We start from the raw sequence: 23872 nt of genomic DNA on the forward strand, positions 1-23872 counted from the left end.
GTCATGGCCAAGGCCCGCATCGGCCACTTCGTCGAAGCCCAGGTCCTGCAGTCCCTCGGCGTGGACTACATCGACGAGTCCGAGGTCCTGACCCCGGCCGACTACGTGAACCACATCGACAAGTGGAACTTCACCGTTCCCTTCGTCTGTGGCGCCACCAACCTTGGTGAGGCCCTGCGCCGCATCAACGAAGGCGCGGCGATGATCCGTTCCAAGGGCGAAGCCGGCACCGGCGATGTTTCCAACGCCACCGGGCACATGCGCAAGATCCGTTCCGAGATCGCCAAGCTGGCCGCACTTCCCGAAGACGAGCTGTATGTTGCGGCCAAGGAACTGCAGGCCCCGTACGAACTGGTCAAGGAAATCGCCGCCACCGGCAAGCTCCCGGTGGTCCTGTTCACCGCTGGTGGCATCGCAACCCCGGCTGACGCTGCGATGATGATGCAACTCGGCGCCGATGGCGTGTTCGTCGGTTCGGGGATCTTCAAGTCCGGCAACCCCGCAGAGCGCGCTGCCGCCGTCGTGAAGGCCACCACGTTCTACGATGATCCCGACGTCATCGCCAAGGTCTCCCGCGGCCTGGGCGAAGCGATGGTCGGCATCAACGTCGACGAAATCCCGCAGCCTCACCGCTTGGCAGAGCGCGGCTGGTAGGTTCCATTGCGCCCGGTGGGCGCCGATCCTCTGCGTGCTATTCCCCGCCCTCGCCGCCGCCATTTTGGCGGTGGGCTGGGGCGGGGGCCCTTTTACGCACGCTGCCGGATCGGCGCCCACCGTTCCGTTTTCTGGGGTGTTGGGGTTAGTTGAGTCCCCGGCGCTTTAGGAGGGGGCCAAGGTCGGCGTCCCGGCCTCGGAACGTGCGGAAGGATTCCAGCGGATCGCGGCTGTTTCCGCGGGCGAGTAGCTCGGCGCGGAAGTGTTCGCCGTTTGCGCGGGTGAGACCGCCGTTTTCCTTAAACCACTCAACGGTGTCCGCATCCAGGACTTCGCTCCAGATGTAGGAGTAATAGCCGGCAGCATACCCGGCACCGGCAAAGATGTGCTGGAAGTAGCCGGTGCGGTAGCGCGGCGGAATCAGCGGGTGGGCGATGCCGGCGTCGGCCAACGCCTTGGCTTCAAAGGCAAGGACGTCGTCCGGAACTTCGGACTCTGTCATCACGTGCCACGCCACATCCAGCAATGCTGCTCCGAGGTATTCAGTGGTGGCGAATCCCTCACCCCACAGCAGGGATCCGTTGATTTTGTCCACGATGTCCTGCGGGAGCAGCTCTCCCGTGGCATGGTGGCGTGCGTAATTGGTCAATACCTCTGGCCACATAATCCACATTTCGTTGACCTGGGACGGGTACTCCACGAAGTCCCGAGGCACGGACGTTCCGGAGAACCGCGGATACTCCACGTCGGAGAATAGTCCGTGGAGCGCATGCCCGAATTCGTGGAAGACAGTCCGGACCTCGTCCAGGGACAGGAGAGCAGGCTCGCCTGGCGCCGGCTTGGTGATGTTGAGGTTGTTGATCACCACGGCTTGCGTGCCAAGGAGCCGGGACTGTTCCACGAGCGAGTTCATCCAGGCTCCTCCGCGCTTGGATTCGCGCGTGTAATAGTCCCCAAGGAAGAGGCCCAGAGCTCTGCCGTCCTCGTTTCGCACCTCCCACACCCGGACGTCCTCGTGGTATCCGGCCAGATCCGGCCTCTCATGGAACGTGATGCCATAGAGCTGGGTCGCTGCGAAGAAGACGCCGTCAGCCAAGACAGTTTCGAGGCTGAAGTAGGGCCTGATGGCCTGTTCATCCACTTGGTACCTTTCCCGCCGAACCTGGGCGGAGTAGTAAGCCCAGTCCCAAGGCTCCAGTGGATGGCCGGCGGACTCGGCCAAAGCTTCGGCTTCGGCTTGGGCGTTGCGGACGGCTGCAGGTTCCAACCGGCCCAGCATTGCCTGCACGGCCGTGAAGTCCGGGGCCGTTTGCTGGTCCACTACGAGTTCCGCGAAGTTTTGAAAGCCCAGCAGGCCGGCTTTCTCCGCGCGTAAGCGGACCGTTGCCGTCACCAGATCACGGACATCCAGGTTTCCGCCGTCGGTGCCTCGAGCGAGGGACGCTTCAAACAGGCGACGCCGAACGGTCCGGTTTTCCAGCGAGGCGAGGGCAGGCTGGTTGCTTGGCTGGATCAGCGTCAAGAGGAACTGACCATCGTGCCCGGCGGTCTTGGCGGCTTCGGCAGCGCCAGCGACATCTTCGGGAGACATGCCGGCCAAGTCGGCTTCGTCGTCGAGGAGAATAGCGGCAGCCTTGATCGCCTCCTTGACGCGCTGGCCGAATTCAGTGCCCAGACGCGAGAGTTCGGCGTTGATTTCCCGAAGCCGCGCCTGGCCGTCGTCGTCAAGTTGAATGCCGGACTGCCGAAACTCTTTGAGGTATTCCTGGACCAAGCGAGCAGACTCTTCATTAAGGCCGGCGCTGTCGATGGCATTGAAGCGTTCGTATAAGTCACGGTTCATGTAGACGGCGTCTTGATGTGCGGCAAACTTGGGTGCGAGGCCAGTCTCCAACTCCCTGATCGCCTCCGACGCATCGGCCGATACAAGCGTAAAGAACGACGCCGAGGCCCGGTCCAGCAACCGCCCGGACCTTTCCATGGCCAAGACCGTGTTCTCGAAAGTCGCCGGCATAGAGTTCGCCGCAATCTGCTGGATCTCGTGGAGGTGTTCGTCCAGTCCCGCGTCCACGGCTTCGGCGTAGTCCTCGGTGCTGATTGCTTCAAAGGGTGGCAAGCCGAACGGCAGGGGACTGGGGCTCAAAAGCGGATTCGTCATGAAGGGACTCTTTCACTTAAGAATCGTGTCCTCAAGGGCGGCTCGCCAGAATCCCGCGCGTCGTGCGCCGTAGGATTGCCGTTATGGGGAACATCACATCTTCCGCAACTCGTCGGGCTCACAGCCGCCGCAAGAGTTCACGGCGAACGGGCGCCCTGTTGGCCGCCTCAGTGCTTGCCATGTCCTTGAGCTCCTGCGGAGTAATCGCAGAAAACGACTCCCGGGAGCAAAGCAGCGCCGCTACTGCCCCCGCGTCTCCTGCGTCCACCCCAACGCCGACTCCTACGCCAACCCCGGGCAAGGGGCCTGCTTGTCCCGAACTGCGTTGCACGTCCATCACTGTCACGGGCGACATGCTGATCCATACACAGTTGTGGCAGCAAGCCCGGGCCGATGCCGCCGCCGCAGGGCAGCCTGGTTACACCTTCATACCGCTCCTTGAAGGCCAGCGCCGCTACATCCGGAACAGCGATCTCGCTATTTGCCATCAGGAAACGCCCGTTGCCACGCCGGATGGTCCGTTCTCCGCGTACCCGTCCTTCAATGTCCCGCCGCAGATCGTTACCGCCTCCAAGGATGTGGGGTACCAGGCCTGCACCACAGCCAGCAACCACACCATAGACCGGGGGACGGAAGGGTTGCTCCGGACATTGGATGCGCTGGATGCTGCCGGGCTCAAGCACACTGGTTCCTACCGGACTGAAGCTGCATCACAGGAAATCCTGATGCTCAAAACCGGCGCCGCAACAGTAGCCGTCATTGCTGGCACCTACGGTCACAACGGGCAGATTCCGGAGTACCCGTGGCTTGTGGACGAGCTTGATCCCACGGTCATGATTGCGAAAGCCACCAAGGCCCGTGCGCTAGGGGCCGACATCGTGCTGGGAGTCATGCACGCCGGTGATGAGTACGCCAGCGAGGCCAATGCCCAACAACAGGAAGTCGCCCACGCCTTGGTGGACAGCGGCCAATTCACCATGGTTTATGGACACCACACGCACTCGGTGCTGCCGATCGAAAACTACAAGGGCACGTGGATTGTCTACGGACTGGGCAATGGCGTGACGGAATTGTCGCCCTGGTATGTGGTCAACAATGAAGGACTTCTGGTCCGTGCACAGTTCAGCCAGAACGCGGCCGGTGTTTGGACCGCCTCGGATCTCGCATGGGCGCCGTCAGTGATTGTCCGGGATCCCTACCGTTGGTGCTCAGTGGCCAGCGATGCACCCCAAGGAGTCTGCGCTTCCCCGGCAGCTGATGCAGAGACCCACGAGCGCACCAAGACTGTGGTTGAGTCGATGGGGGCAGCAACTGCCGGCGCCCACGAGTTGCTCATTACCAAGGACAAGTAAGGTCAGCAGGTAGTCGAACCACCACCCGGCTAGCGTGGGCGGCGGGCGGCGTGCTCCCGCGCGAGGCGGGCATAGTCGTCGTCGGGCGTTCCAGGCACGAAAGTGCCATGCTTGCGTTCCACGGCCGTCCGGATCAGGAAGTCGGCGATCGCCGGGTTCTTGGGCAGCAGCGAACCGTGCAGGTAGCTGGCCACCACGTTGCGGTAGCGGGCTCCCTCGTGACCATCCTTGCTGTTGTTCCCTGCACCTTTGGTGACTGTCCCCAACGGTTGGACGCCGGGGCCCAGCGTGGTCTGCCCGCTGTGGTTCTCGTAGCCCAGGACGTCCCCGAATTCGGAGGACTTGAGCGTGACATTGCCGATCAGCCGCTCATCCGTGCCGTGCGTTTCGACGTCGAGGATACCGATCCCGGGAATGACAGGGCCTGCGCTTGTCTTGAAGAACTTTCCGAAAAGCTGGTAGAGACCGCAAATGACCAGCATTGGTGCGCCCTCGTCCGCGAGCTCCCGCAAATGATCGGCGCGTGCCTGCAGATCATCCTGAATAACCAGCTGGCCGCTGTCCTGCCCGCCGCCGCCCACGATGATGTCAATGTCCTCGGGAAAGTCGTCGCCGACGTTGTACTCAAGCAGCTCCGGCGTGTAGCCATGCCACTTGATTCGTTTCTGCAGGACCAGGGCATTGCCCCAGTCGCCGTAAATATTCATGTCCCGCGGGTACAGCTGCAGGACGCGGACGGTTCCTTTGGTGGGCTGTGCTTCCGAGGTCATGAGACCACCTCAACTATGGTGATTTTGGCCAGTTCGCGACGGATCGCGAGCATGGCGGTGTACGTGCAGAAAATCCGCTTGGGCTTGCCTCGCGAGCCGTCGATAAATGCATGCAGGGCCGCGGTGATGTCGGTCTCGACTGTACCGAAGCGGACCTCGTCGTATTGCAGGCGCAGGGCCATATCGTAGGCGCGGACGCCGGTAAGGACCTCGACGCCAGCTTCCCTGAGTGATTCGAAGTCAACGTCCCAGAGCCAGGACATATCCCTGCCATCTGCATAATTGTCGTTGATGGCGATCATCGTGGCGTATCCGCCGGCAGGGAAGGACTTCAGGCCGAGCCGGAAGCCACTGGGATTCTTAACGAGCACAAGTTCCAACGGCTGGCCATCCACGGTGAGGCTTTCGCCGCGCCCGAACGCGGGAGCCACATCACCGAGTGCTTTGACCAGTTTGGGAGTGTCGACGGCTCCCGTACCCAGGATCGCCCTGGCCAGGGAGAGCGCGGCGGCCGCGTTGAAGATGTTGTAGACACCCCGTAGCTTCATGCCCGTGGTGACTGTTTCGCCGTCGAACTCAAAGTCAGCGTCCTGGGCACCCACGCGGCGGAGTACGACGTCGGCAGCAGGGCCGTCGGGTACCTCACCTGCGGTGCCGGGTGCCGGTGTGTTCGGGGACGAGGGGCCCGTGGTGGCGGTCCTCATATCGTCGTCGTTGGGAAATGTGCTGCGCAGCGATTCATCGAGGCCGAAATAGCGGACGCTGGGATGGTGGAGGGCCCCCGGAGCATTGAGGGTGTTGGCGATGCGTGCCACACGGGGGTCCTCACGGTTCAGCACCACGGTATCCGTGGTTTTCTGGGCGATGTGTTCGAGCAATCGGGCGGTCTTGTCGATCTCGCCGAACCGGTCAAGCTGGTCGCGGAGGACGTTCAGCAAGAGGCTGAAACGGGGCGGGACCTTGTTCACGAAATGCACGGCATGTGCTTCGTCGAGTTCGAGGATGGCGACGTCGGCGTCGAGCCGGCCACGCCAGTCAACATCGCCGAGGAGGGAGGCGGCTACGCCCCGGGTGAAGTTACTGCCTGTGCGGTTGGTGAAGACCTTCAGGCCCTGGCTTTCCAGCAGCTCGACCACCATTTTGGTGGTTGTCGTCTTTCCGTTCGTGCCACTGACAACCGCCACACCATGGGGAAGGCCGGACAGCGTTCTCTGCATGAAACCAGGATCGATTTTTTCAACCACCAGGCCGGGGAAAGCAGAGCCGCCACCCCGGAGCCGGGACAGTGTGCGGACCAGCTTGCCGAGGGGAACGCTGAAGGAAAACATGCTCTGTAATATATCCCAGTTAAGGCATGGAACTTGGCCCGGAGGCTTCTCCTGCTGGCGCTCCGGCTTGTCCTCCGGCGTGGCCTCGGGGAGGAGATTGCCTGGCCGGACCACTATGATGGTCTAATGACCAACCCCCTTTCCGACGCTTCATCACGCGTGGGTGCAGGACTCCGGATCGGCGTACTGGCCCTCCAAGGCGACTTCCGTGAGCACATCCACGCAGTGGAAGCCGCAGGCGCCACGGGTGTGGGCATCCGTCGGCCCGCAGAGCTGGATGACGTTGACGGCCTCATCATCCCGGGTGGGGAATCCACCACGATCGACAAACTTTCAAGGATCTTTGAACTCGCGGACCCGCTGCGGAAGCGTATCGCCGAAGGCCTTCCCGTGTACGGCTCTTGTGCCGGCATGATTCTCCTTGCCGATGAGATTGCCGATCCCGCTGCTGATCTGGACGGAAACCCCCAGCAGACCTTCGGCGGGCTGGACATCACGGTGCGCCGCAATGCCTTCGGGCGGCAGCGCGAGTCCTTTGAAACGGACCTCGATTTCAAAGGACTCGAATTCAGCGCAGGGGAGTCCGGCGTGGATCCGGTGCACGCAGTCTTCATCCGTGGACCTTGGGTGGAACGGGTTGGCCCAGGAGTCGAAGTCCTGGCTCAGGTTGATCCGGAGCATGCCAGCCACACCGCCACTTTGCACGGATTGGCTAGAATTGTTGCAGTGCGCTCCGGCCAGCTGTTGGCCACCTCTTTCCATCCGGAAGTCACAGGTGAGAAGCGCGTGCATGAACTCTTTATTCGAATGATCAGAGGAGAAGCGTAAAGCATGTCAGGCCACTCCAAATGGGCGACTACCAAGCACAAGAAAGCCATCATTGATAGCAGGCGTGCAAAGTCGTTCGCAAAGCTGATCAAGAACATCGAAGTTGCTGCGCGCATGGGCGGCCCGGACCTCGCCGGCAACCCAGGCCTGGAACTCGCGGTTACCAAGGCGAAGAAGACCTCGGTTCCCAACGACAACATCGACCGCGCCATCAAGCGTGGCGCCGGCCTCACAGGCGAAGTGGTCGATTACACCGAAATCATGTACGAAGCCCGTGGCCCCCAGGGCTCGGCGTTGTTGATTGAGTGCCTGACTGACAACAAGAACCGTGCGGCTTCCGAGGTTCGACTCGCGATTTCCCGCAACGGTGGCACCATTGCAGATCCCGGCTCGGTCAGCTACCTGTTCACCCGCAAGGGCGTCGTGGTGCTGCCAAAGAATGGGCTGAGCGAGGATGACATCCTGATGGCCGTCCTGGACGCCGGCGCAGAGGAAGTCAAGGACAGTGGCGAGAACTGGGAAGTGCATTCCGAGCCCTCCGATTTGCAGGCCATCCGTGACGCCTTGAAGGATGCCGGCATCGAGTACGAATCCGATGAAGCTGAATTCGTGCCCTCCATGCAGGTGGACCTGGATATTGATGGTGCCCGGAAATTCATGAAACTCGTGGACGCACTCGAAGACCTGGATGACGTCCAGAACGTCTACAGCAACGCCGACTTCAGCGAGGAAGTACAGGCTGCCCTCGACGCCGACTAGGCAGGGCAGAACCTTTATTTTGACAACAAACAGGGAGGCCCGGACTTGACTCTTCGCGTATTGGGAGTCGATCCGGGCCTCACCCGTTGCGGCATCGGTGTAGTTGATATCGAACGGAACCGCCGGGCCACCATGGTGGCTGTTGGTGTGGTCGGGACCTCAGCTGAGCTGACGCTGGACAAGCGGCTTTTGGTCATCGCACAAGCCATCGACGAGTGGCTGGACCTGCACGAGCCGGACGTCGTCGCCGTCGAACGCGTTTTTTCGCAGATGAATGTCAGCACTGTGATGGGTGTGGCCCAAGCCTCGGGCGTTGTCATCGCTGCGGCCGCGCGTCGCGGCATTCCCGTCGCCTTGCACACGCCCTCTGAAGTCAAAGCCGCCGTCACCGGAAGTGGTACTGCCAACAAGGATGCGGTCACCAAATTGGTGACTAAGATCCTGCGGCTCGATGCCCCGCCCAAGCCCGCTGACGCCGCAGACGCCCTCGCCCTGGCCCTGACGCATGCTTGGCGGGCAGGGAGCGGCATGGGTGGAATCGGCGGGAACACGGGCACGGGTTCCCTCACCCCGGCTCAGCGGGCCTGGGCGGAAGCCGAAGCGAAAGCGCGCCGTGCGCGGTGATTGTCGGTACCCCTTGCTAGGGTATTCGTAGATATGTTCGGATAGTCCGCTTGGCGCCATGGATCCATGGGAGCCGAGCAGGCAGTACCTCAGGAGCCGGGTCTTGATCAGTTTTCTCCGTGGAACAGTTGCCCACGTTGGCTTGTCGACCGCCGTGATCGACCTCAACGGTGCGGGAATGAGCGTTTTCGCTACACCCCAGACCTTGAGCCACCTAAAAGTAGGTGCCGAGGCGAAGCTCTTCACCTCCATGATCGTCCGTGAGGATTCCCTCACGTTGTTCGGCTTCGCCGATGATGATGAACGCGAGGTTTTCGATGTCCTGCTGAGCGTCAGCGGCGTCGGGCCGCGGCTGGCTCTGGCCGTACTTGCCGTGCACGAACCGGAAGCCATCCGGGTGGCGGCTCACACTGGTGACAGCAAGGCATTCACCAAGGTGCCCGGCATTGGGCCAAAGGTGGCCGGCCGTATTGTCCTCGAGCTGGCCGGGAAGTTGGTCCCGCACGGCACGGGCACAGGAACAACACCTGCGGTGATCGCTACCGTGGAATGGAAGCCCCAGGTAGTGGCTGCCATGACCAGTCTGGGCTGGTCCGAGAAGGACGCCGCCGGCAGCATCGATAAAGCCATGGCCGATTCCCCCGAGCTTGTCGACGACGGTAACGTGGCCCAAATACTTCGGGCTACGCTGCGCTGGCTTGGCCAGGACGGGGCCCGCGCCGGCAACCGCGTAGGCAGCCGTGGCTGAGCTGTCACTCGTCAGCGGGGGAGAGGAACCGGAAGAGCGGGTCATTGAGGCTGCTCTCCGACCCAAGAACCTGCACGACTTCGTAGGACAGCATCGTGTCCGCAAACAACTTGCCTTGGTCCTTGAGGCCTCGAAGATGCGTGGCCGCAGCGCCGACCACGTGCTGATGTCCGGACCTCCAGGACTCGGTAAGACCACACTTGCCATGATCATTGCAGCGGAGATGAACGCGCCGCTGCGTATCAGCAGCGGACCGGCCATCCAGCACGCAGGGGATCTCGCCGCCATCCTTTCCTCGCTCTCGGAGGGGGAGGTCCTGTTCCTTGACGAAATCCACCGCATGTCCAGGCCCGCAGAAGAAATGCTGTACATGGCCATGGAGGACTTCCGCGTGGACATCGTGGTTGGCAAGGGAGCAGGCGCAACTGCAATTCCTTTGGAGCTCCCGCCTTTCACCCTGGTAGGCGCCACCACCCGTGCAGGACTTCTTCCGGGCCCATTGAGGGACCGATTCGGTTTCACCGGGCACCTTGAGTTCTATTCGGTGGCCGAACTCGAACTTGTCCTCCGCCGCTCTGCCGGACTTCTTGACCTGAAGGTAAACTCTGCAGGTTTCACCGAGATCGCCGGTCGCTCCCGGGGAACACCACGTATAGCCAACCGACTCCTGCGCCGTGTTCGTGACTGGGCCCTCGTTCATGGCATTGAGCAAATCGATGCCGGGTCGGCGTCAGCTGCCTTGGATATGTACGAAGTAGACGAACGTGGCTTGGACAGGCTGGACCGGTCAGTTCTCGAAGCCCTCATTACCAAGTTCAATGGTGGCCCTGTTGGCTTGTCCACCTTGGCCATTGCCGTGGGTGAAGAACCCGAAACGGTGGAGACCGTGGCTGAGCCATTCCTGGTGCGCGAAGGACTGCTTGGGCGGACACCTCGTGGGCGCATCGCCATGGCATCAGCCTGGACACACCTTGGTTATGCTGTGCCTGCGGGCGTATTCGGTCAGGAGACCCTTGCATTGTTTGACGAGGATGAAAACCATGCTGAAAGCGTAGATACCATCGGTTAACACGCTGTATTCAGCTTTTCCCACTAGACTGGTATGACGCTCGGCACGTTCGAGTCCTTGATCCATGCGCCCGCTTCGCGGTGAAGCGCGTTGCTATGCGGGTTTAGTCCCGTGGCCGCAGGATCTGCCGGGGACGTTGCCGTGAACCAAAACGTAAGTAAAGAACGGAACTTCCCTGTGGATCCAATGACCATATTGCTGTTCGTCATGCTTGGACTCTTTGTCTTCATGATGTTCCGCCGCAACAAGAAGACCCAGCAGCAGCAGGCTGCGATGCAGTCCAAGTTCGCTCCGGGCGTCGATGTCATGACCAGCTTCGGTCTTTTCGGACGCATCGTGTCCATCGATGAAGCTGAGAACAAGGTCGTTATCGAGCTGTCTCCCGGAAACGAAGCTACGGTTCACCGCCAGGCCGTCACCAAGGTGGTCGAAAAGGCTGAAGAGGAAGCCCCTGTTGTTCCGGACGACGCTTCTTCGTTGACCGTTGCCGATGAGACCCCCGCTGCGACTGAAACGCCGGACGAAACCATCGCGCGCCTCAACAACGAGGACAAGAAGGACAACTAGCACCGTCAGTCGCGGCAACACCGCGCAAGGACACTTCTACGGCAGCGGAAGCCGCCGGCTGACGCTTACCAGCGTCCGCCGGCGGCTGTCCGGCGATAAAAGGAAGATCGATAATGGCACGGACCGGCCCCAAAAACTCAGCCCGCAGGGTGCTGACTTGGCTTGGAGCAATATTCGTTGTACTCACCGCTGTGCTGGGTGGCGGAGTCATTTCCGGCCATGCCAGCTGGGCTCCCAAGCTTGCCTTGGATCTCGAGGGCGGCACCCAGATGATTCTGGCGCCCCGGGTGGAGGGTTCCAGCGATATCACCGAGGAACAGCTCAACCAGGCAGTGGCCATCATCCGGCAGCGTGTGGACGGCTCCGGTGTTGCCGAAGCCGAGATCAGCACCCAGTCGGGGCGGAACGTGGTGGTGAGCCTCCCGGGAACTCCGTCCAAGGAAACCCGTGACCTCATCCAGGCATCGGCGGACATGAACTTCCGCCCGGTGATCGCTGCGGCCGATCCTGCGGCCATCCCTGTCGAATCCCGTACGCCGGATGACAAACTGCCCAAGCCCACCGCGGAACCCACCAACGCGAGCGATACCAACTGGGTGACTCCTGAGATCTACAAGGAATTCGAGGCGCTCGACTGCGTCAACCCTTCCACTGAGAAGCGGGAGCGTTCAGATCCGGCCAAGCCACTGGTGACGTGTGAACCGGCAACGGACAAGACTCCGGCCATCAAGTACATCCTTGGTCCGGTCGAGGTCAAAGGCCAGGACATCAGTTCCTCCTCCTTCTCGCAAGTCCAAGGTGCACAGGGATCGGTGACCAACTCCTGGGGCGTGAACATCACGTTCAACTCCGAGGCAACTGCCAAGTTCAAGGAAGTCACGGAGCGGTTGAACCAGTTCTACACCGCGTCCCTTGCCCAGGGCGGCAACGACCCCAAGGCACAATTCGCCATCGTCCTTGATGACAAGGTCATCTCTGCACCGAGGTCGCTTGCTGTCATCACTGACGGAAAACCGCAGATCACGGGCAACTTCACCCAGGCCTCCGCAAAAGCACTGTCCGACCAGCTCCGCTACGGCGCTTTGCCGATCTCCTTCGAGATCCAGTCCCAGGAACAGATCTCTGCCACGCTCGGTGGCGATCAGCTCCGGCTCGGCCTGCTTGCCGGCCTCATCGGCCTGTTGTTGGTAGTTGTGTACTCGCTCTTCCAGTACCGGGCCCTTGGCTTTGTCACCATCGCTTCCCTGGTAGTCGCCGGTGGCTTGACCTACCTCGCCATCGCCATTCTGGGTTGGACTGAAAACTATCGCCTGTCCCTGGCAGGTGTTGCCGGCCTGATCGTGGCCATCGGACAGACGGCCGACTCGTTCATTGTGTACTTCGAACGAATCCGCGATGAACTTCGTGAAGGCCGCGGGCTCGTATCCGCCGTCGAGAATGGCTGGAAGCGTGCCAAGCGGACTGTGCTGGCCTCCAAGGCAGTGAACTTGCTGGCAGCCTTGGTCCTTTATTTCGTGGCTGTGGGCAATGTCCGTGGCTTCGCTTTCACCCTTGGCCTCACGGCTGTCGCTGACCTCATCGTGGTGTTCATGTTTACGCATCCGATGCTGCAGGTCCTTGCCCGCACAAGGTTCTTTGGCGAAGGCCACAGGTTCTCCGGCCTGTCACCTGACCGTCTGGGAGCTATCCCGTTGTATCGGGGAGCTGGACGTCTCCGCACACCTGCTGAGAAACCGGCCGTTGTCCGTGCACGTAATACGGGTGCAGCAGCCGAAGCAGAACGCCGCATGACCATCGCCGAACGGCGCCTTGCCGAGAAGGGCCAGTTGACCGGTCCCTCCAACGGCACCAAGGAGGAGAAGTAATGACTACGAGCTTCGCAACCTTCGGCAACGAGCTTTACACGGGCAAGCGCTCTTATAACTTTGTTGATTCCAAGAAGATCTGGTTCATCATTGCTGCGGTCGCTGTGGCCCTCTCCATCCTGATCCCGGTCTTGAAGGGCGGCTTCAACCTCGGCATCGAGTTCCGCGGCGGCTCGGAGTTCACCGTTTCCAACGTGAAGACCACCGATGCCGGCCTGGGCGAAAAGGCTGTCCATGACGTCGTATCCGGTGCCATTCCCCGCGTTGCGAACGTGGCGGGCAACACCATGCGGATTCAGACGGACCAGCTGACAGATGACGAGACCAACCGCATCAAAGAAGGCCTGACCACCGCTTACGGTGTAACGGACAACGAGGTGACATCAAACTTTGTTGGTCCCACGTGGGGTCAGGACGTCACACGCCAGGCACTTATTGGGCTTGTGGTGTTCGTCGGCCTCGCTGCTGTCCTCATGGCTCTGTATTTCCGGACCTGGAAGATGTCACTCTCTGCCTTGGTGGGCATGCTCGTCACGATGTTCACCACAGCGGGCGTCTACGCCCTGAGTGATTTCGAGGTGACGCCGTCGGCCATCATCGGATTCCTGACTGTCCTGAGCTATTCGCTGTATGACACCGTGGTGGTCTTCGACAAGATCCGCGAGAACACGGCTGACATTTCCACCTCTACGCGCCGGACTTTCGGTGAAGAGGTCAACCTTGCGGTCAACCAAACCCTGGTCCGCTCCATCAACACCATGATGGTTGCCGTCCTTCCGGTTGCAGCAATTCTCTTCATCGGGGCCGGACTGTTGGGCGCTGGAACGCTGCGGGATCTTTCCCTGGCGTTGTTCGTCGGAATCCTCATCGGTACGGCAGCGACGATCTTCATAGCGGCACCGCTCTATGCCTGGCTGCGCCAGGGCGAGCCGGACCTCGTGAAGCAGGCCAAGAAAGTGGCCCACCGCCGGGCGGAGGCCACTGTTTAGACTATTTCCACCAGGCATTACGTCCTTGAGCAGGACCCCGCTTTACAGCGGGGTCCTTTCTCTTTGACTTGCCGGCGCCTGCGTCATGTGCTGTCCGGTTGCGGAAGCATTCGCCTGCGGGAATAGACTGGAAGAATTAAATAGGTCGTGAGGGGTACTTCTGTGGAAGAACGTGCGACGTCGGCACCACCGACGGGCGGGGAGGACAGTCACCACGGTGTGACGGTTCCGGCAACAAGCGTGGCTGGACGGACTGCTGGTACGGTTCCAGTCGACACTCCCGGCGTGCGTCCTACCTTTCCAGGTAGGCGGGAGCGCACGCGTTCCCGGCTTGCGCGATTGACCGGCCGGGGCGTAGCGCCGTACTCGCCGATTCTGGAACCGCTCCTTCGAACGGTGCGGGCCAACAACCCCAAAGAAGATTTCGACCTCATTCAGCGCGCATTCGCGGTTGCAGAGCGCAGTCACCAGGGGCAGAAGCGCAAGAGTGGTGATCCGTACATCACCCACCCGGTGGCAGTAGCCACCATCCTTGCTGAGCTGGGAATGACAGGAACCACCCTGGCCGCTGCGTTGCTCCACGACACGGTGGAGGACACCCCCTACACCCTGAATGACCTCACCCGCGACTTCGGCCCGGAAGTGGCCATGCTCGTGGACGGCGTGACCAAACTGGACAAGGTCAGCTTCGGAGAAGCAGCCCAGTCGGAGACAGTCCGCAAGATGGTCGTGGCCATGGCCAAGGACATCAGGGTCCTGATGATCAAACTTGCCGACCGGCTCCACAACGCTCGTACATGGCGGTTCGTTTCTGCAGAATCCTCGTCCCGCAAGGCCCGGGAAACTCTGGAGATCTTCGCTCCCCTGGCGCACCGCCTGGGTATGAACACCATTAAATGGGAGTTGGAGGATCTGTCCTTCGCGGCGCTCTACCCCAAGGTGTATGAGGAAATCGTCCGCATGGTGGGGGACCGCACCCCCGAACGCGAGAAGAGCCTCAGTGTTATCCGCAACCAGATTGCCGATGATCTTCGGACTGCGCGGATCAAGGCGACCATTACCGGCCGGCCGAAGCACTACTACTCGATTTATCAGAAGATGATCGTCCGCGATAAGGACTTTGACGACATCAACGACCTCATGGGCGTTCGCGTCCTGGTTGACTCGGTGCGGGATTGTTACGCGGCACTCGGTACCTTGCACTCGCGATGGAACCCACTTCCAGGGCGGTTCAAAGACTACATCGCCATGCCGAAGTTCAACATGTACCAATCCCTTCACACCACGGTGATCGGCCCGGGTGGAAAGCCCGTGGAAATCCAGATCCGCACCCATGAGATGCACCGCCGGGCGGAGTATGGCGTCGCAGCCCACTGGAAGTACAAGGACCAGCCGAACCGCACCGCCGTGGGTCCTGGCAGCCCACGCGACGGCGATATGGGTTGGCTGCGGTCCTTGGTGGACTGGCAGCAGGAAACCTCGGATCCGGGCGAATTTCTCGATTCCCTGCGGTACGAGATCAACGCACGGGAAGTCTTCGTCTTCACGCCCAAGGGCGAAGTCATGGCCTTGCCTGCTGGATCGACTCCCGTGGACTTCGCCTACTCGGTTCACACGGAAGTAGGTCACCGGACCATTGGAGCCCGTGTTAACGGCAAGCTGGTGCCGCTCAACAGCGAACTGAACCATGGCGACTGGGTCGAGATCTTCACCTCAAAGGCGGAGGGTGCAGGTCCAAGCCAGGACTGGCAGCACTTCGTCAAGTCGGCAAGGGCCCGGAACAAGATCCGCCAGTGGTTCACCAAGGAACGCCGCGAGGAAGCGATTGACCGCGGCAAGGACATGCTGACGCGGGCAATGCGAAAGCAGAACCTCCCACTGCAACGGCTCATGACGCATGATGCACTGTCTGCGGTCGCCGAGGACTTCCACTACGTTGACATCTCCGGCCTGTATGCAGGCGTGGGTGACGGCCACACTTCTGCCCAGTCAGTCATGGAGAAGCTGGTCGAGCATCTGGGTGGGCACGAGACCCCGGATGAGGACCTTGACGAGGTCAGCATCCCCACGCAGGTTGCCAAGTCCAAGTTTTCCGATTCCGGTGTCATCGTCCGCGGCGTGGGAGACGTCTGGGTCAAACTTGCCCGGTGCTGTACTCCTGTGCCCCCTGACCCGATCCTTGGATTTGTCACCCGCGGTTCTGGCGTCTCGGTCCATAGGACCGATTGCACCAACGTCTCCGGGTTGCGCGACCAGCCGGACAGGATCGTCGAGGTCGAGTGGGCACCAACACAGTCCAGTGTCTTCCTCGTTGAGATTCAGGTGGAAGCCCTGGACAGGAAGTCTCTCTTGTCCGATGTCACGCGAGTCCTGTCTGAAAACCATGTCAACATCCTTGCGGCTTCGGTGCACACTTCCAGCGACAGGGTAGCGATCTCCAAGTTTGCCTTCGAAATGGGTGACCCAAAGTATTTGCACCATGTCCTCAGCGCGGTGCGGCGTATTGACGGGGTCTTCGACGTTTACCGCACCACGGGTAACAGGCGCAGGAGCTAGTTCGGGGACAAGAGCCGTGCGAGCGTAGCGAGCGCACGCTTCTTGTGGGGAACCCGTGGCGCTGCCTCCACGGCAAGGGTAAGCAAACGTAGCCTGATGCCGAGCTCCGGGTGGTCCAGGAGTCGCCGCAGTGCCGGCAGGGCCTGATCCGACTCGACGTGCAGTGCGATGTCCGCGGCTGTTCTCAAGGGGCTGCTCACCAGCATGCCACCTAGGCTTACAACGTCCAGCTGGCCGAGCCGGACCTCATGGAGGTTGCATCCCCGGGCACTGCGCACACTGGAGATACGATGCTTGGCATCCACCAGGAGTGATAACCGCTCTGGAGGGCCGGCGCATCCGTAGATCCACGCCGCAGTAAGCCTGCCCGCCACCACCTTGGTCCGCATCCGGTCCGGGACAGTCAGGGCAGCTGCACGGGCCCTGAGGCGGGGCGTGACTGCAATCCCGGGCGACGCGTAGCTCCTCCCGTATAAGGGAAGCAGGATGCCATCCAGCGCCATGCTTTGCAATTCAGGCCAGGTGAAGATGCGGCTGGGTGCATAGAGCTCGGGAAGAACGGGCTCCAGCAGGTGCGGGGCTGTGACGGGTGGGACCATTCATTGATCATTCCGTGTCCTGACCGCAACAGTACAGGCCCCGTACCGGGCATGTGGATAACCGGTACAGGGCCTGCAGGCAAACGTGGGCTCACCATGAACCCAAAGCTGGGTCAGGCGAGGTCGCTCGCTGAACGCTGGATCTGGTCCAGCCACGCCTGACGTGCTTCAAGAGCTTCACGCGCAGCCTTGATGCGGCGCTGGTCTCCGGCTTTTTCAGCCTTCTCCAGATCCTCCTTGAGCCCGGCAATAGCGGACTCAAGCTGGGACAAAGCGCTGTTGGTGCGGGCCTTGGTCTCCGGATTGCTCCGGCGCCACTTCTCCTCCTCGGCCTCGCGGACTGCGTCCTCCACCTTGCGAAGACCGGCCTCGATGCGGCCCATGTCCGCCCTGGGGACCTTACCGGCATCTTCCCAGCGATCACGAATGGACTGCAGGGCCTTCTTCGTTGCGTTGAGATCGTTGATCGGCAGCAGCGCCTGCGCCTCAGCTACCAACTGCTCCTTCACTGCAAGGTTGGCCGTGTACTCCTGGTCGATCTGCTCGTTTGCAGCCTGCCGGTTGCTGAAGAACACATCCTGCGCGGCGCGGAAACGGCCCCAGAGCGCGTCGTCATCCTTGCGGCTGGCGCGTGGGGTGGCCTTCCACTGATCCATGAGCCTGCGGTACTCCCCGGCGGCGTAACCCCAGTCAGTGGAAGAGGAAAGCGCCTCAGCCTCTGCGATCAATGCTTCCTTGGCCACCTTGGCCGCAGAGTTGTTGCTGTCCAGCTGCGAGAAGTACGCGCGGCGGTGGCGATCGAAGACAGTGCGTGCCGAGCGGAAGCGCTTCCAGAGTGCGTCTTCATTGCTCCGGCCAAGACGGACCCCGCTCTTCTGCGCAGCCTTCCAGGTCTCGAAAAGTTCGTTCATTCGCGCACTGGACGTCTTCCATTGGATCTGGGCAGGATCCTGGCCGGCGATGCTCTCCGCCTCCGCCACAATGGCTTCTCGCGCGGCAAGCTCATTTGCGCGGACGGCCTCATGTGCTGCTTTCTCGGACCTTTCCAGCTCGGCGATCTGCTCGGACAGCGTGTCCAGGCGTGCTTCGGCCGAACGGATATCGCCCACCATATTGCGCTCTGCGAGCTGTTCGCGGAGGTGGATTACCGTCTTCTGCATATCCGTTGCCGGGGCTTTGGATTCCACGCGGTGTTCCAGCAGGACTATCTGGGCAATGACGTCGTCGAACTTCCGGGCGAAGTAGCCCAGGGCTTCGTCAGGGCTAACACCCGGGTACTGGCCTACGGCAATCTCTTCGCCATCCAAAGTGAGGAATACGTGGCCATCGCCTTCGGCGCGCCCCCACTTGGCTGCCTCAGCAAGCGAGGCGGCCGACACTGCGGGTGCAGCCGGAACGACGGCGGCAGGCGCCTTGGGGCGCGCGGCGAAGGCAGCAGGGGAAGGAGTGGGCCGCGAGTCGGCAGGCTTGCTTTCCTCCGCTGCGGGTGCCGGTGCCGCCGCAGCCGCTGGTGCTTCCTCCGCTGCAGGTGCCACCTCAGCTGCTTCTGCAAGCGTTTCTTCTGCCGCAGGCGTTTCTGCAGCGGCAGTGGCTTCGGTTGCGGCAGGGGCTTCGGTTGCTGCCGGTGTTTCGTCGGCCGCAACGGCGGGGGTTTGTTCAGCCGCAGGTGCTGCCTCAGTGCCGTTCGGGCTGTTTGCCTCGACTGCGTCTTGGTTGGCCACTACTGCTGTTTCGTCGGATTTCTGACTGTCTGTCACCGCTAAAAGTCTTTCGCTTGGAGGGACTGCTAAGGTACTGCACCCCGGACCGGGGCCAAAGGCTGGTTACTTCAGAGAAAACGAGTCTATCGTGACAGGTGCCACAGGGGCGCCGTCGGTCGCGTTTTCGCCCGGTTTCAGGCCTGCTGCAGCGATTTTCGTGACCACATCCAGGCCACTGGTGACCTTGCCCACCACTGTGTAACCACCGGCCGTGTCCGCAGGAATTGTGGTGTCCTTATACACAATGAAGAACTGATGACCGTTGCCGTAGGCGTTGTTTCCCGAGCGGGCAACGGCGATTGTTCCAGCCGGGTATGTGTTGTCCGTTGGTGTGTTCTCCAGCGGACCCCAGCGGTAGTTGGGATCGTCTGCGCCGTCTTCGGACTTGGCGCCGCACTGCAGCAGGCCGAACGTGTCAGAGGTTGTAAGCCGGTGGCAGAAGGCTCCGTTGTAGTAGCCGGCATCGGTGAGGGACTTGATGACGGCGGCCGCCTGGGGAGCAGCAGTTCCGTTCAGTTCCACTCCTACAACGCCGCTGTTCAAGGCAAGCTCCCCGGTGAAGGTTTTACCGGCTGCGGTGTCCGGGCTGGGTATGTCTGCGCTGTTGGATGCCGAAGGTGAGGCCGAAGGGGAGTTCAGTCCGGCTTCTGCGGCGGCGAACTCTGCCTCAGTGGGATTGGAACTGAAAACTGTCAGTTGCAGCACCACCGCAAGGATCACAGCGGCAGCGCCCGCGCCGATGGCAACAGTATTGTCGCGTTTGCGCCGCTTGCCCTGTTCCTGCCGCAGGGCACGCTTGGCTTCCATCTGCCGGATGCGGCGTCTCGCTTCGCGGTCATCCCGCGACCTTGTTGCCAAGAGTCCTCCTGATTGTGTCCACGTTCGCCGGCCGCCTGCAGGGACCGGGCATGCTGCATTAGATGTGCACGCGCGGAAAGCATAAACTGGCTGCCGCACATAGTTTATGCATGACCGGCTGGACGCCCGCCCCATAATCGCCGAAAAGGCCTTTAAAGCTGCGGTGCTCATTCCTGAGTCAGCTTTCTTCGAGGAGATTTATCCACCATGGCACGTACCGCCTCCCTGTCCGGATTCCCCGAGTGGCTTCCCCAGGAGCGGTTGGTGGAGCTCCATGTGCTGGACACGCTCCGGAAAACGTTCGAACTGCATGGTTTCTCCTCCATTGAGACGCGTGCTGTTGAAACGGTCGGCCAGTTGCTGCGTAAAGGCGAGATCGATAAAGAGGTCTATGGGCTGAGCCGCCTGCAGGACGACGAAGACGAAGCTTCCAGGTCAACCACCACGGACAAGGCAGACAAAGCCGATCCGAATGCGCTTGCCCTGCACTTCGACCTCACTGTTCCCTTCGCCCGCTACGTCGTGGAAAACGCGGGTTATCTTGCCTTTCCCTTCCGCCGGTACCAGATCCAGAAGGTCTGGCGTGGCGAGCGTCCGCAGGAAGGCCGCGCCCGCGAATTCACCCAAGCAGACATAGATGTGGTGGGCGATGGCGAGTTGCCGTTCCGCTACGACGTCGAAATCGCTCTGGTCATCGCCGAGGCATTGAGCGCCCTCCCGATTCCGGACTTCCGCCTCCGGATCAACAACCGCAAGCTGGCTGAAGGCTTCTACCGCGGTATTGGCTTGACTGATACGGCCGGAGTCCTGCGGAGCATCGACAAACTGGAAAAGATTGGCGAAGGCAAAGTCGCTGAGCTGCTCAAGAGCGAGCTTGGCGCCTCGGATGAGCAGGCGGCACTGGCGCTCAAGCTTGCTACCATCCGCACGGAGGACACCTCGTTCGTGGACCAGGTACGTGCCCTGGGGGTGACTGATGACCTTCTCGAGGAAGGATTGAGCGAGCTCCAGCAGGTCATTGAGGCTGCGGTCCAGCGCGCACCCGGCAAGGTGGTCGCTGACCTCAGCATCGCCCGTGGACTGGACTACTACACGGGCACCGTCGTCGAAACTGTCCTTGTAGGCCATGAACAACTGGGTTCGATTTGTTCCGGCGGACGGTACGACGCCCTGGCCAGCAAGGGAAACCGGAAGTTCCCCGGCGTCGGCTTGTCCATCGGCGTCACCCGCCTTGTCTCGCGGATCCTGAGCCAGGAACTCGCCACGGCTACCCGCGCGGTGCCGACTGCTGTCCTGGTCGCTTTGAATAACGACGACAGTTGGTCCGCGGCACAGGATGTCGCGGCACAGCTTCGCGGCCGCGGTATTGCTACTGAAGTTGCTGCGAAGGCAGAAAAGTTCGGCAAGCAGATCAAGTTCGCGGATCGTCGGGGAATTCCGTTTGTTTGGTTTACTGACGATGACGGCAAGCACCAGGTCAAGGACATCCGGTCCGGCGCGCAGGTGGACGCGGACCCGGCCAGCTGGTCGCCGTCGGAGGAAGATCTGCACGTCCGGGTCATCACCGCCTGATCCAGGCCAGGTGATTCAGCCGCGGCCGGGGCGGGTAAACTCGGACGGGATCGTCTTTGCAATGATCCCTTGAAAATTCATGCTGAAAGGAATGCTGTGCTGCGCACACATGACCTCGGATCACTTCGCTCCGAGCACATTGGACAAACCGTTACCCTGGCCGGCTGGGTGGGCCGCCGCCGTGATCACGGTGGCGTTGCATTCGTTGACCTTCGTGACGCTTCCGGTGTCGCCCAGGTGGTTGTCCGTGAAGAAGAGGTCTTCCACGGCCTGCGGAACGAGTACGTCCTGCAGGTTACGGGCACCGTTAGCAAGCGTCCTGAAGGCAATGAGAACCCCGCGCTGGCTACGGGCGAGATCGAGGTCATGGCGGACAAAGTCATCATCCTGAACACTTCGGAACCCCTGCCGTTCCAGATCGACGAGCATGTGGAAGTTGGCGAAGAAGCGCGCCTTAAGCACCGCTACCTTGACCTTCGCCGCCCTGGTCCTGCACGCAACCTCCGCCTCCGCTCCGAGGCAAACCGTATCGCCCGCGAGTTGTTGCACCAGCGCGGCTACGTCGAGATTGAGACACCCACGTTGACGCGTTCGACGCCGGAAGGCGCCCGTGACTTCGTCGTCCCCGCCCGACTTGCCCCGGGTTCCTGGTACGCGCTCCCGCAGTCGCCGCAGCTTTTCAAGCAGCTGCTCCAGGTGGGCGGATTCGAAAAGTACTACCAGATCGCCCGCTGCTACCGTGACGAAGACTTCCGCGCGGACCGCCAGCCGGAGTTCACCCAGCTGGACATCGAGGCCAGCTTCGTTGACCAGGACGATGTCATCGAGCTTGGCGAAGCAATCGTGAAGGCCCTGTGGCAACTGATCGACGTCGAGGTCCCCACCCCGATCCGACGCATGACGTACCTGGACGCGATGGCAAAGTATGGTTCCGACAAGCCGGACCTGCGCTTCGGCCTGGAGCTCACCGAGCTGACTGAGTTCTTCAAGGACACCAACTTCGGCGTTTTCAAGGCACCTTACGTTGGCGCGGTCGTTATGCCCGGGGGCGCTTCCCAGGCGCGCCGTGCCCTGGATGCCTGGCAGGAATGGGCCAAGCAGCGTGGCGCAAAGGGGCTGGCCTACGTTCTTTACAAGGAAGATGGCGAACTCGCTGGCCCCGTGGCCAAGAACCTCACCGACGAAGAACGTGCCGGCCTGGCCGATGCTGTTGGTGCCGAGCCGGGCGACTGCATATTCTTCGCCGCTGGCGAGAAGTCCGCATCACGGGCCCTCCTTGGCGCTGCACGTGTTGAAATTGGCCACCGCACTGGCCTGATTGATCCCAAAGACTGGGCCTTCGTATGGATCGTGGACGCTCCGATGTTCGAGCCCGCTTCTGCAGCAGTTGCCTCCGGTGACGTTGCTGTTGGCGCTGGCCAGTGGACAGCTGTGCACCACGCCTTCACCTCTCCCAAGCCCGAGTTCCTTGACACCTTTGACAAGGATCCTGAGTCGGCACTTTCCTACGCATACGACATCGTGTGCAACGGCAACGAAATCGGTGGCGGCTCCATCCGTATCCACGAACGTGAAGTCCAGGAACGCGTCTTCCAGCTCATGGGCCTGGACAAGGAAGACGCCGAGACCAAGTTCGGCTTCCTGTTGGAGGGCTTCAAGTACGGCGCGCCGCCACACGGCGGAATCGCGCTTGGCTGGGACCGTGTGGTGGCTTTGCTCGCCGGTGTCGAGTCCATCCGCGACGTCATTGCCTTCCCGAAGACCGGCAATGGCTTTGACCCGCTGACCGCCGCTCCTGCACCCATTACGGCACAGCAGCGAAAGGAAGCCGGCGTGGACTTCAAGCCGGAAACCAAGCCCGCGGCCAAGCCGGAGACCGAGTCCGAATAAGACGGTAGCCAAAGGCTCCCCACTGATGTGGGGAGCCTTTGGTGTTCCTGCACATGAAAGGTGCCGCGATGTTGGAACAAGCATTCTTGGAAACCCTCATGGATAAGGCGTGGCCCGCCGTAGAGCGCGAAGCCCTTGACGTGGGAAATGCGGGGGAGTGGGTGCTCCGTGCGGCCGCTGGGGTCACGCAGAGGGCGAACTCCGTGTGGCCGAGGAACCTGCAGGGGATGCTGGCCGACACGCCGGAGCTGGGAAGCAGTCCGGGCCTGGCAAGCAGTCCGGACCTGGAGCGGTCAGTCAGCTCGGCGTCAGCCTGGTACAGGCAGCGGCGTCTCCCGCTCATTTTCCAGATATTCGATGACTCCCGTAGTGCAGGTCTTAACGCCAGTGCAGGCCTTAACGCCGTCCTGGACGGGCAACGCTTCACCAGGCAGTCGGAAACCCTGATTATGGTCCGGGGCATGGACGTCTTGGAAACCTTGGATGACCGGCCCCAGAGGGTAGAACTCTCGGACGCGCCCACCGATGAATGGCTTCGCTTGTGGTGGTCCGTGGATGGGCGTGGTGGCCAGGCGGAACTGGAGGTTGCCCGCGCCATTCTTACCGGATGCGAGTCTGTGTACGCACTGGTGAGGGACGACGACGGCGGACCGGCCGCCGTCGGACGCCTCGCCCTGGTGGACGGCTGGGGAGGCCTCTACGCCATGGCAACCTCGGCCACCCACCGCAGGCGGGGATACGGCACGATGGTGCTGGCAGCTCTACTGGATGAGGGAGCGGCCCGCAATCTCCAGGGTTTTTGGCTGTTGGTTACTGCTTCCAACCGCGGTGCCCAGGCGTTGTATTCGCGGGCCGGGTTCGTGGAACAAGGGAGTTATCTGTATCGGCAGGCTCCCTTGAGGCGGGCGCCTGGAGGCTGCTGAGGA

At 61.5% G+C, this 23872-nt stretch carries 20 protein-coding genes; 14 read left to right on the top strand and 6 right to left on the bottom strand.

The annotated features are described in order from the left end of the window. A partial coding sequence (locus tag AB4Z15_RS13770) for a pyridoxal 5'-phosphate synthase lyase subunit PdxS (protein WP_442017721.1) occupies positions 1-654 on the top strand: 654 nt, incomplete at its 5' end. Between the two features lie 145 nt (positions 655-799). Here the strand turns inward: AB4Z15_RS13770 and AB4Z15_RS13775 are convergent. Next, complete coding sequence (locus AB4Z15_RS13775) at positions 800-2812, bottom strand: M3 family metallopeptidase (protein WP_442017722.1); 2013 nt, start codon at positions 2810-2812, stop codon at positions 800-802. A gap of 83 nt (positions 2813-2895) precedes the next feature. Here AB4Z15_RS13775 and AB4Z15_RS13780 point away from each other — a divergent pair, with 83 nt between their 5' ends. After that, positions 2896-4164, top strand: a complete 1269-nt coding sequence (locus AB4Z15_RS13780; RefSeq protein WP_442017723.1) for a CapA family protein — start codon at positions 2896-2898, stop codon at positions 4162-4164. 29 nt (positions 4165-4193) lie between these two features. Here the strand turns inward: AB4Z15_RS13780 and AB4Z15_RS13785 are convergent, their stop codons facing one another. Beyond that, entirely contained in the window at positions 4194-4934 is a 741-nt protein-coding gene (locus tag AB4Z15_RS13785; protein ID WP_442017724.1) for a type 1 glutamine amidotransferase, read from the bottom strand. Next, positions 4931-6262: a MurT ligase domain-containing protein gene (locus AB4Z15_RS13790; RefSeq protein ID WP_442017725.1), complete on the bottom strand. Its 1332-nt coding sequence runs from the start codon at positions 6260-6262 to the stop codon at positions 4931-4933. Before AB4Z15_RS13790 ends, AB4Z15_RS13785 begins: the two co-directional genes overlap by 4 nt. A 126-nt stretch (positions 6263-6388) precedes the next feature. Here AB4Z15_RS13790 and pdxT point away from each other — a divergent pair, with 126 nt between their 5' ends. From pdxT to AB4Z15_RS13835, 9 genes are all read left to right on the top strand, one after another. Beyond that, the gene (gene pdxT / locus AB4Z15_RS13795) at positions 6389-7090 is read left to right on the top strand and encodes a pyridoxal 5'-phosphate synthase glutaminase subunit PdxT (protein WP_442017726.1); all 702 of its coding nucleotides are present in this window, start codon (positions 6389-6391) and stop codon (positions 7088-7090) included. 3 nt (positions 7091-7093) lie between these two features. Further along, entirely contained in the window at positions 7094-7849 is a 756-nt protein-coding gene (locus AB4Z15_RS13800) for a YebC/PmpR family DNA-binding transcriptional regulator (RefSeq protein WP_216925538.1), read from the top strand. A gap of 45 nt (positions 7850-7894) precedes the next feature. Then, a complete protein-coding gene (gene ruvC / locus AB4Z15_RS13805) occupies positions 7895-8473 on the top strand; it encodes a crossover junction endodeoxyribonuclease RuvC (protein WP_442005722.1) in 579 nt (192 codons plus the stop codon). Positions 8474-8576: 103 nt separating this feature from the next. Then, complete coding sequence (ruvA, locus tag AB4Z15_RS13810; protein WP_442005721.1) at positions 8577-9221, top strand: Holliday junction branch migration protein RuvA; 645 nt, start codon at positions 8577-8579, stop codon at positions 9219-9221. Further along, complete coding sequence (gene ruvB, locus AB4Z15_RS13815) at positions 9214-10290, top strand: Holliday junction branch migration DNA helicase RuvB (protein WP_442017727.1); 1077 nt, start codon at positions 9214-9216, stop codon at positions 10288-10290. Before ruvA ends, ruvB begins: the two co-directional genes overlap by 8 nt. A 186-nt stretch (positions 10291-10476) precedes the next feature. Further along, a complete protein-coding gene (yajC, locus tag AB4Z15_RS13820) occupies positions 10477-10857 on the top strand; it encodes a preprotein translocase subunit YajC (protein ID WP_442005734.1) in 381 nt (126 codons plus the stop codon). Positions 10858-10970: 113 nt separating this feature from the next. Then, entirely contained in the window at positions 10971-12722 is a 1752-nt protein-coding gene (secD, locus tag AB4Z15_RS13825; protein WP_442005719.1) for a protein translocase subunit SecD, read from the top strand. Then, entirely contained in the window at positions 12722-13711 is a 990-nt protein-coding gene (secF, locus tag AB4Z15_RS13830) for a protein translocase subunit SecF (protein WP_442005718.1), read from the top strand. The genes secD and secF overlap by 1 nt, the downstream gene beginning before the upstream one ends. Before the next feature lie 162 nt (positions 13712-13873). Next, entirely contained in the window at positions 13874-16267 is a 2394-nt protein-coding gene (locus AB4Z15_RS13835; protein WP_442017866.1) for a RelA/SpoT family protein, read from the top strand. On the opposite strand, the gene AB4Z15_RS13840 is transcribed toward AB4Z15_RS13835, so the two are convergent. The 3 genes from AB4Z15_RS13840 to AB4Z15_RS13850 all read right to left on the bottom strand — a co-directional run bounded on the left by AB4Z15_RS13840 (position 16264) and on the right by AB4Z15_RS13850 (position 19484). After that, a complete protein-coding gene (locus tag AB4Z15_RS13840; RefSeq protein WP_442005717.1) occupies positions 16264-16866 on the bottom strand; it encodes a hypothetical protein in 603 nt (200 codons plus the stop codon). The two genes, AB4Z15_RS13835 and AB4Z15_RS13840, sit on opposite strands and share 4 nt — an antisense overlap. A 113-nt stretch (positions 16867-16979) precedes the next feature. Then, positions 16980-18623: a DUF349 domain-containing protein gene (locus tag AB4Z15_RS13845; RefSeq protein ID WP_442017728.1), complete on the bottom strand. Its 1644-nt coding sequence runs from the start codon at positions 18621-18623 to the stop codon at positions 16980-16982. 66 nt (positions 18624-18689) lie between these two features. Continuing rightward, positions 18690-19484: a peptidylprolyl isomerase gene (locus AB4Z15_RS13850; protein ID WP_442017729.1), complete on the bottom strand. Its 795-nt coding sequence runs from the start codon at positions 19482-19484 to the stop codon at positions 18690-18692. Positions 19485-19691: 207 nt separating this feature from the next. Here AB4Z15_RS13850 and hisS point away from each other — a divergent pair, with 207 nt between their 5' ends. From hisS to AB4Z15_RS13865, 3 genes are all read left to right on the top strand, one after another. Further along, positions 19692-21056 carry a histidine--tRNA ligase gene (gene hisS, locus AB4Z15_RS13855; protein ID WP_442005714.1) on the top strand — a complete coding sequence of 455 codons (1365 nt, stop codon included), beginning with the start codon at positions 19692-19694 and terminating at the stop codon, positions 21054-21056. Between the two features lie 96 nt (positions 21057-21152). Further along, on the top strand, positions 21153-22946 hold the full coding sequence (gene aspS, locus AB4Z15_RS13860; protein WP_442017730.1) for an aspartate--tRNA ligase: 1794 nt from the start codon (positions 21153-21155) through the stop codon (positions 22944-22946). A gap of 68 nt (positions 22947-23014) precedes the next feature. Then, positions 23015-23869 carry a GNAT family N-acetyltransferase gene (locus AB4Z15_RS13865; RefSeq protein WP_442017731.1) on the top strand — a complete coding sequence of 285 codons (855 nt, stop codon included), beginning with the start codon at positions 23015-23017 and terminating at the stop codon, positions 23867-23869. The last annotated feature ends 3 nt before the right edge of the window (positions 23870-23872 follow it).

The organism is Paenarthrobacter sp. 2TAF44 (assembly GCF_052114885.1).
In the GTDB taxonomy this organism is placed as follows: Bacteria; Actinomycetota; Actinomycetes; order Actinomycetales; family Micrococcaceae; genus Arthrobacter.

What these genes read in the sequence shown, in the direction of transcription:
- pdxT (WP_442017726.1), top strand. Translation starts at nt 6,389, where the DNA reads ATGACCAACCCCCTTTCCGACGCTTCATCACGCGTGGGTGCAGGACTC.
- AB4Z15_RS13780 (WP_442017723.1), top strand. Translation starts at nt 2,896, where the DNA reads ATGGGGAACATCACATCTTCCGCAACTCGTCGGGCTCACAGCCGCCGC.
- hisS (WP_442005714.1), top strand. Translation starts at nt 19,692, where the DNA reads ATGGCACGTACCGCCTCCCTGTCCGGATTCCCCGAGTGGCTTCCCCAG.
- AB4Z15_RS13800 (WP_216925538.1), top strand. Translation starts at nt 7,094, where the DNA reads ATGTCAGGCCACTCCAAATGGGCGACTACCAAGCACAAGAAAGCCATC.
- secF (WP_442005718.1), top strand. Translation starts at nt 12,722, where the DNA reads ATGACTACGAGCTTCGCAACCTTCGGCAACGAGCTTTACACGGGCAAG.
- AB4Z15_RS13775 (WP_442017722.1), bottom strand. Translation starts at nt 2,812, where the DNA reads ATGACGAATCCGCTTTTGAGCCCCAGTCCCCTGCCGTTCGGCTTGCCA.
- AB4Z15_RS13840 (WP_442005717.1), bottom strand. Translation starts at nt 16,866, where the DNA reads ATGGTCCCACCCGTCACAGCCCCGCACCTGCTGGAGCCCGTTCTTCCC.
- AB4Z15_RS13865 (WP_442017731.1), top strand. Translation starts at nt 23,015, where the DNA reads ATGTTGGAACAAGCATTCTTGGAAACCCTCATGGATAAGGCGTGGCCC.
- yajC (WP_442005734.1), top strand. Translation starts at nt 10,477, where the DNA reads ATGACCATATTGCTGTTCGTCATGCTTGGACTCTTTGTCTTCATGATG.
- AB4Z15_RS13790 (WP_442017725.1), bottom strand. Translation starts at nt 6,262, where the DNA reads ATGTTTTCCTTCAGCGTTCCCCTCGGCAAGCTGGTCCGCACACTGTCC.
- AB4Z15_RS13785 (WP_442017724.1), bottom strand. Translation starts at nt 4,934, where the DNA reads ATGACCTCGGAAGCACAGCCCACCAAAGGAACCGTCCGCGTCCTGCAG.
- secD (WP_442005719.1), top strand. Translation starts at nt 10,971, where the DNA reads ATGGCACGGACCGGCCCCAAAAACTCAGCCCGCAGGGTGCTGACTTGG.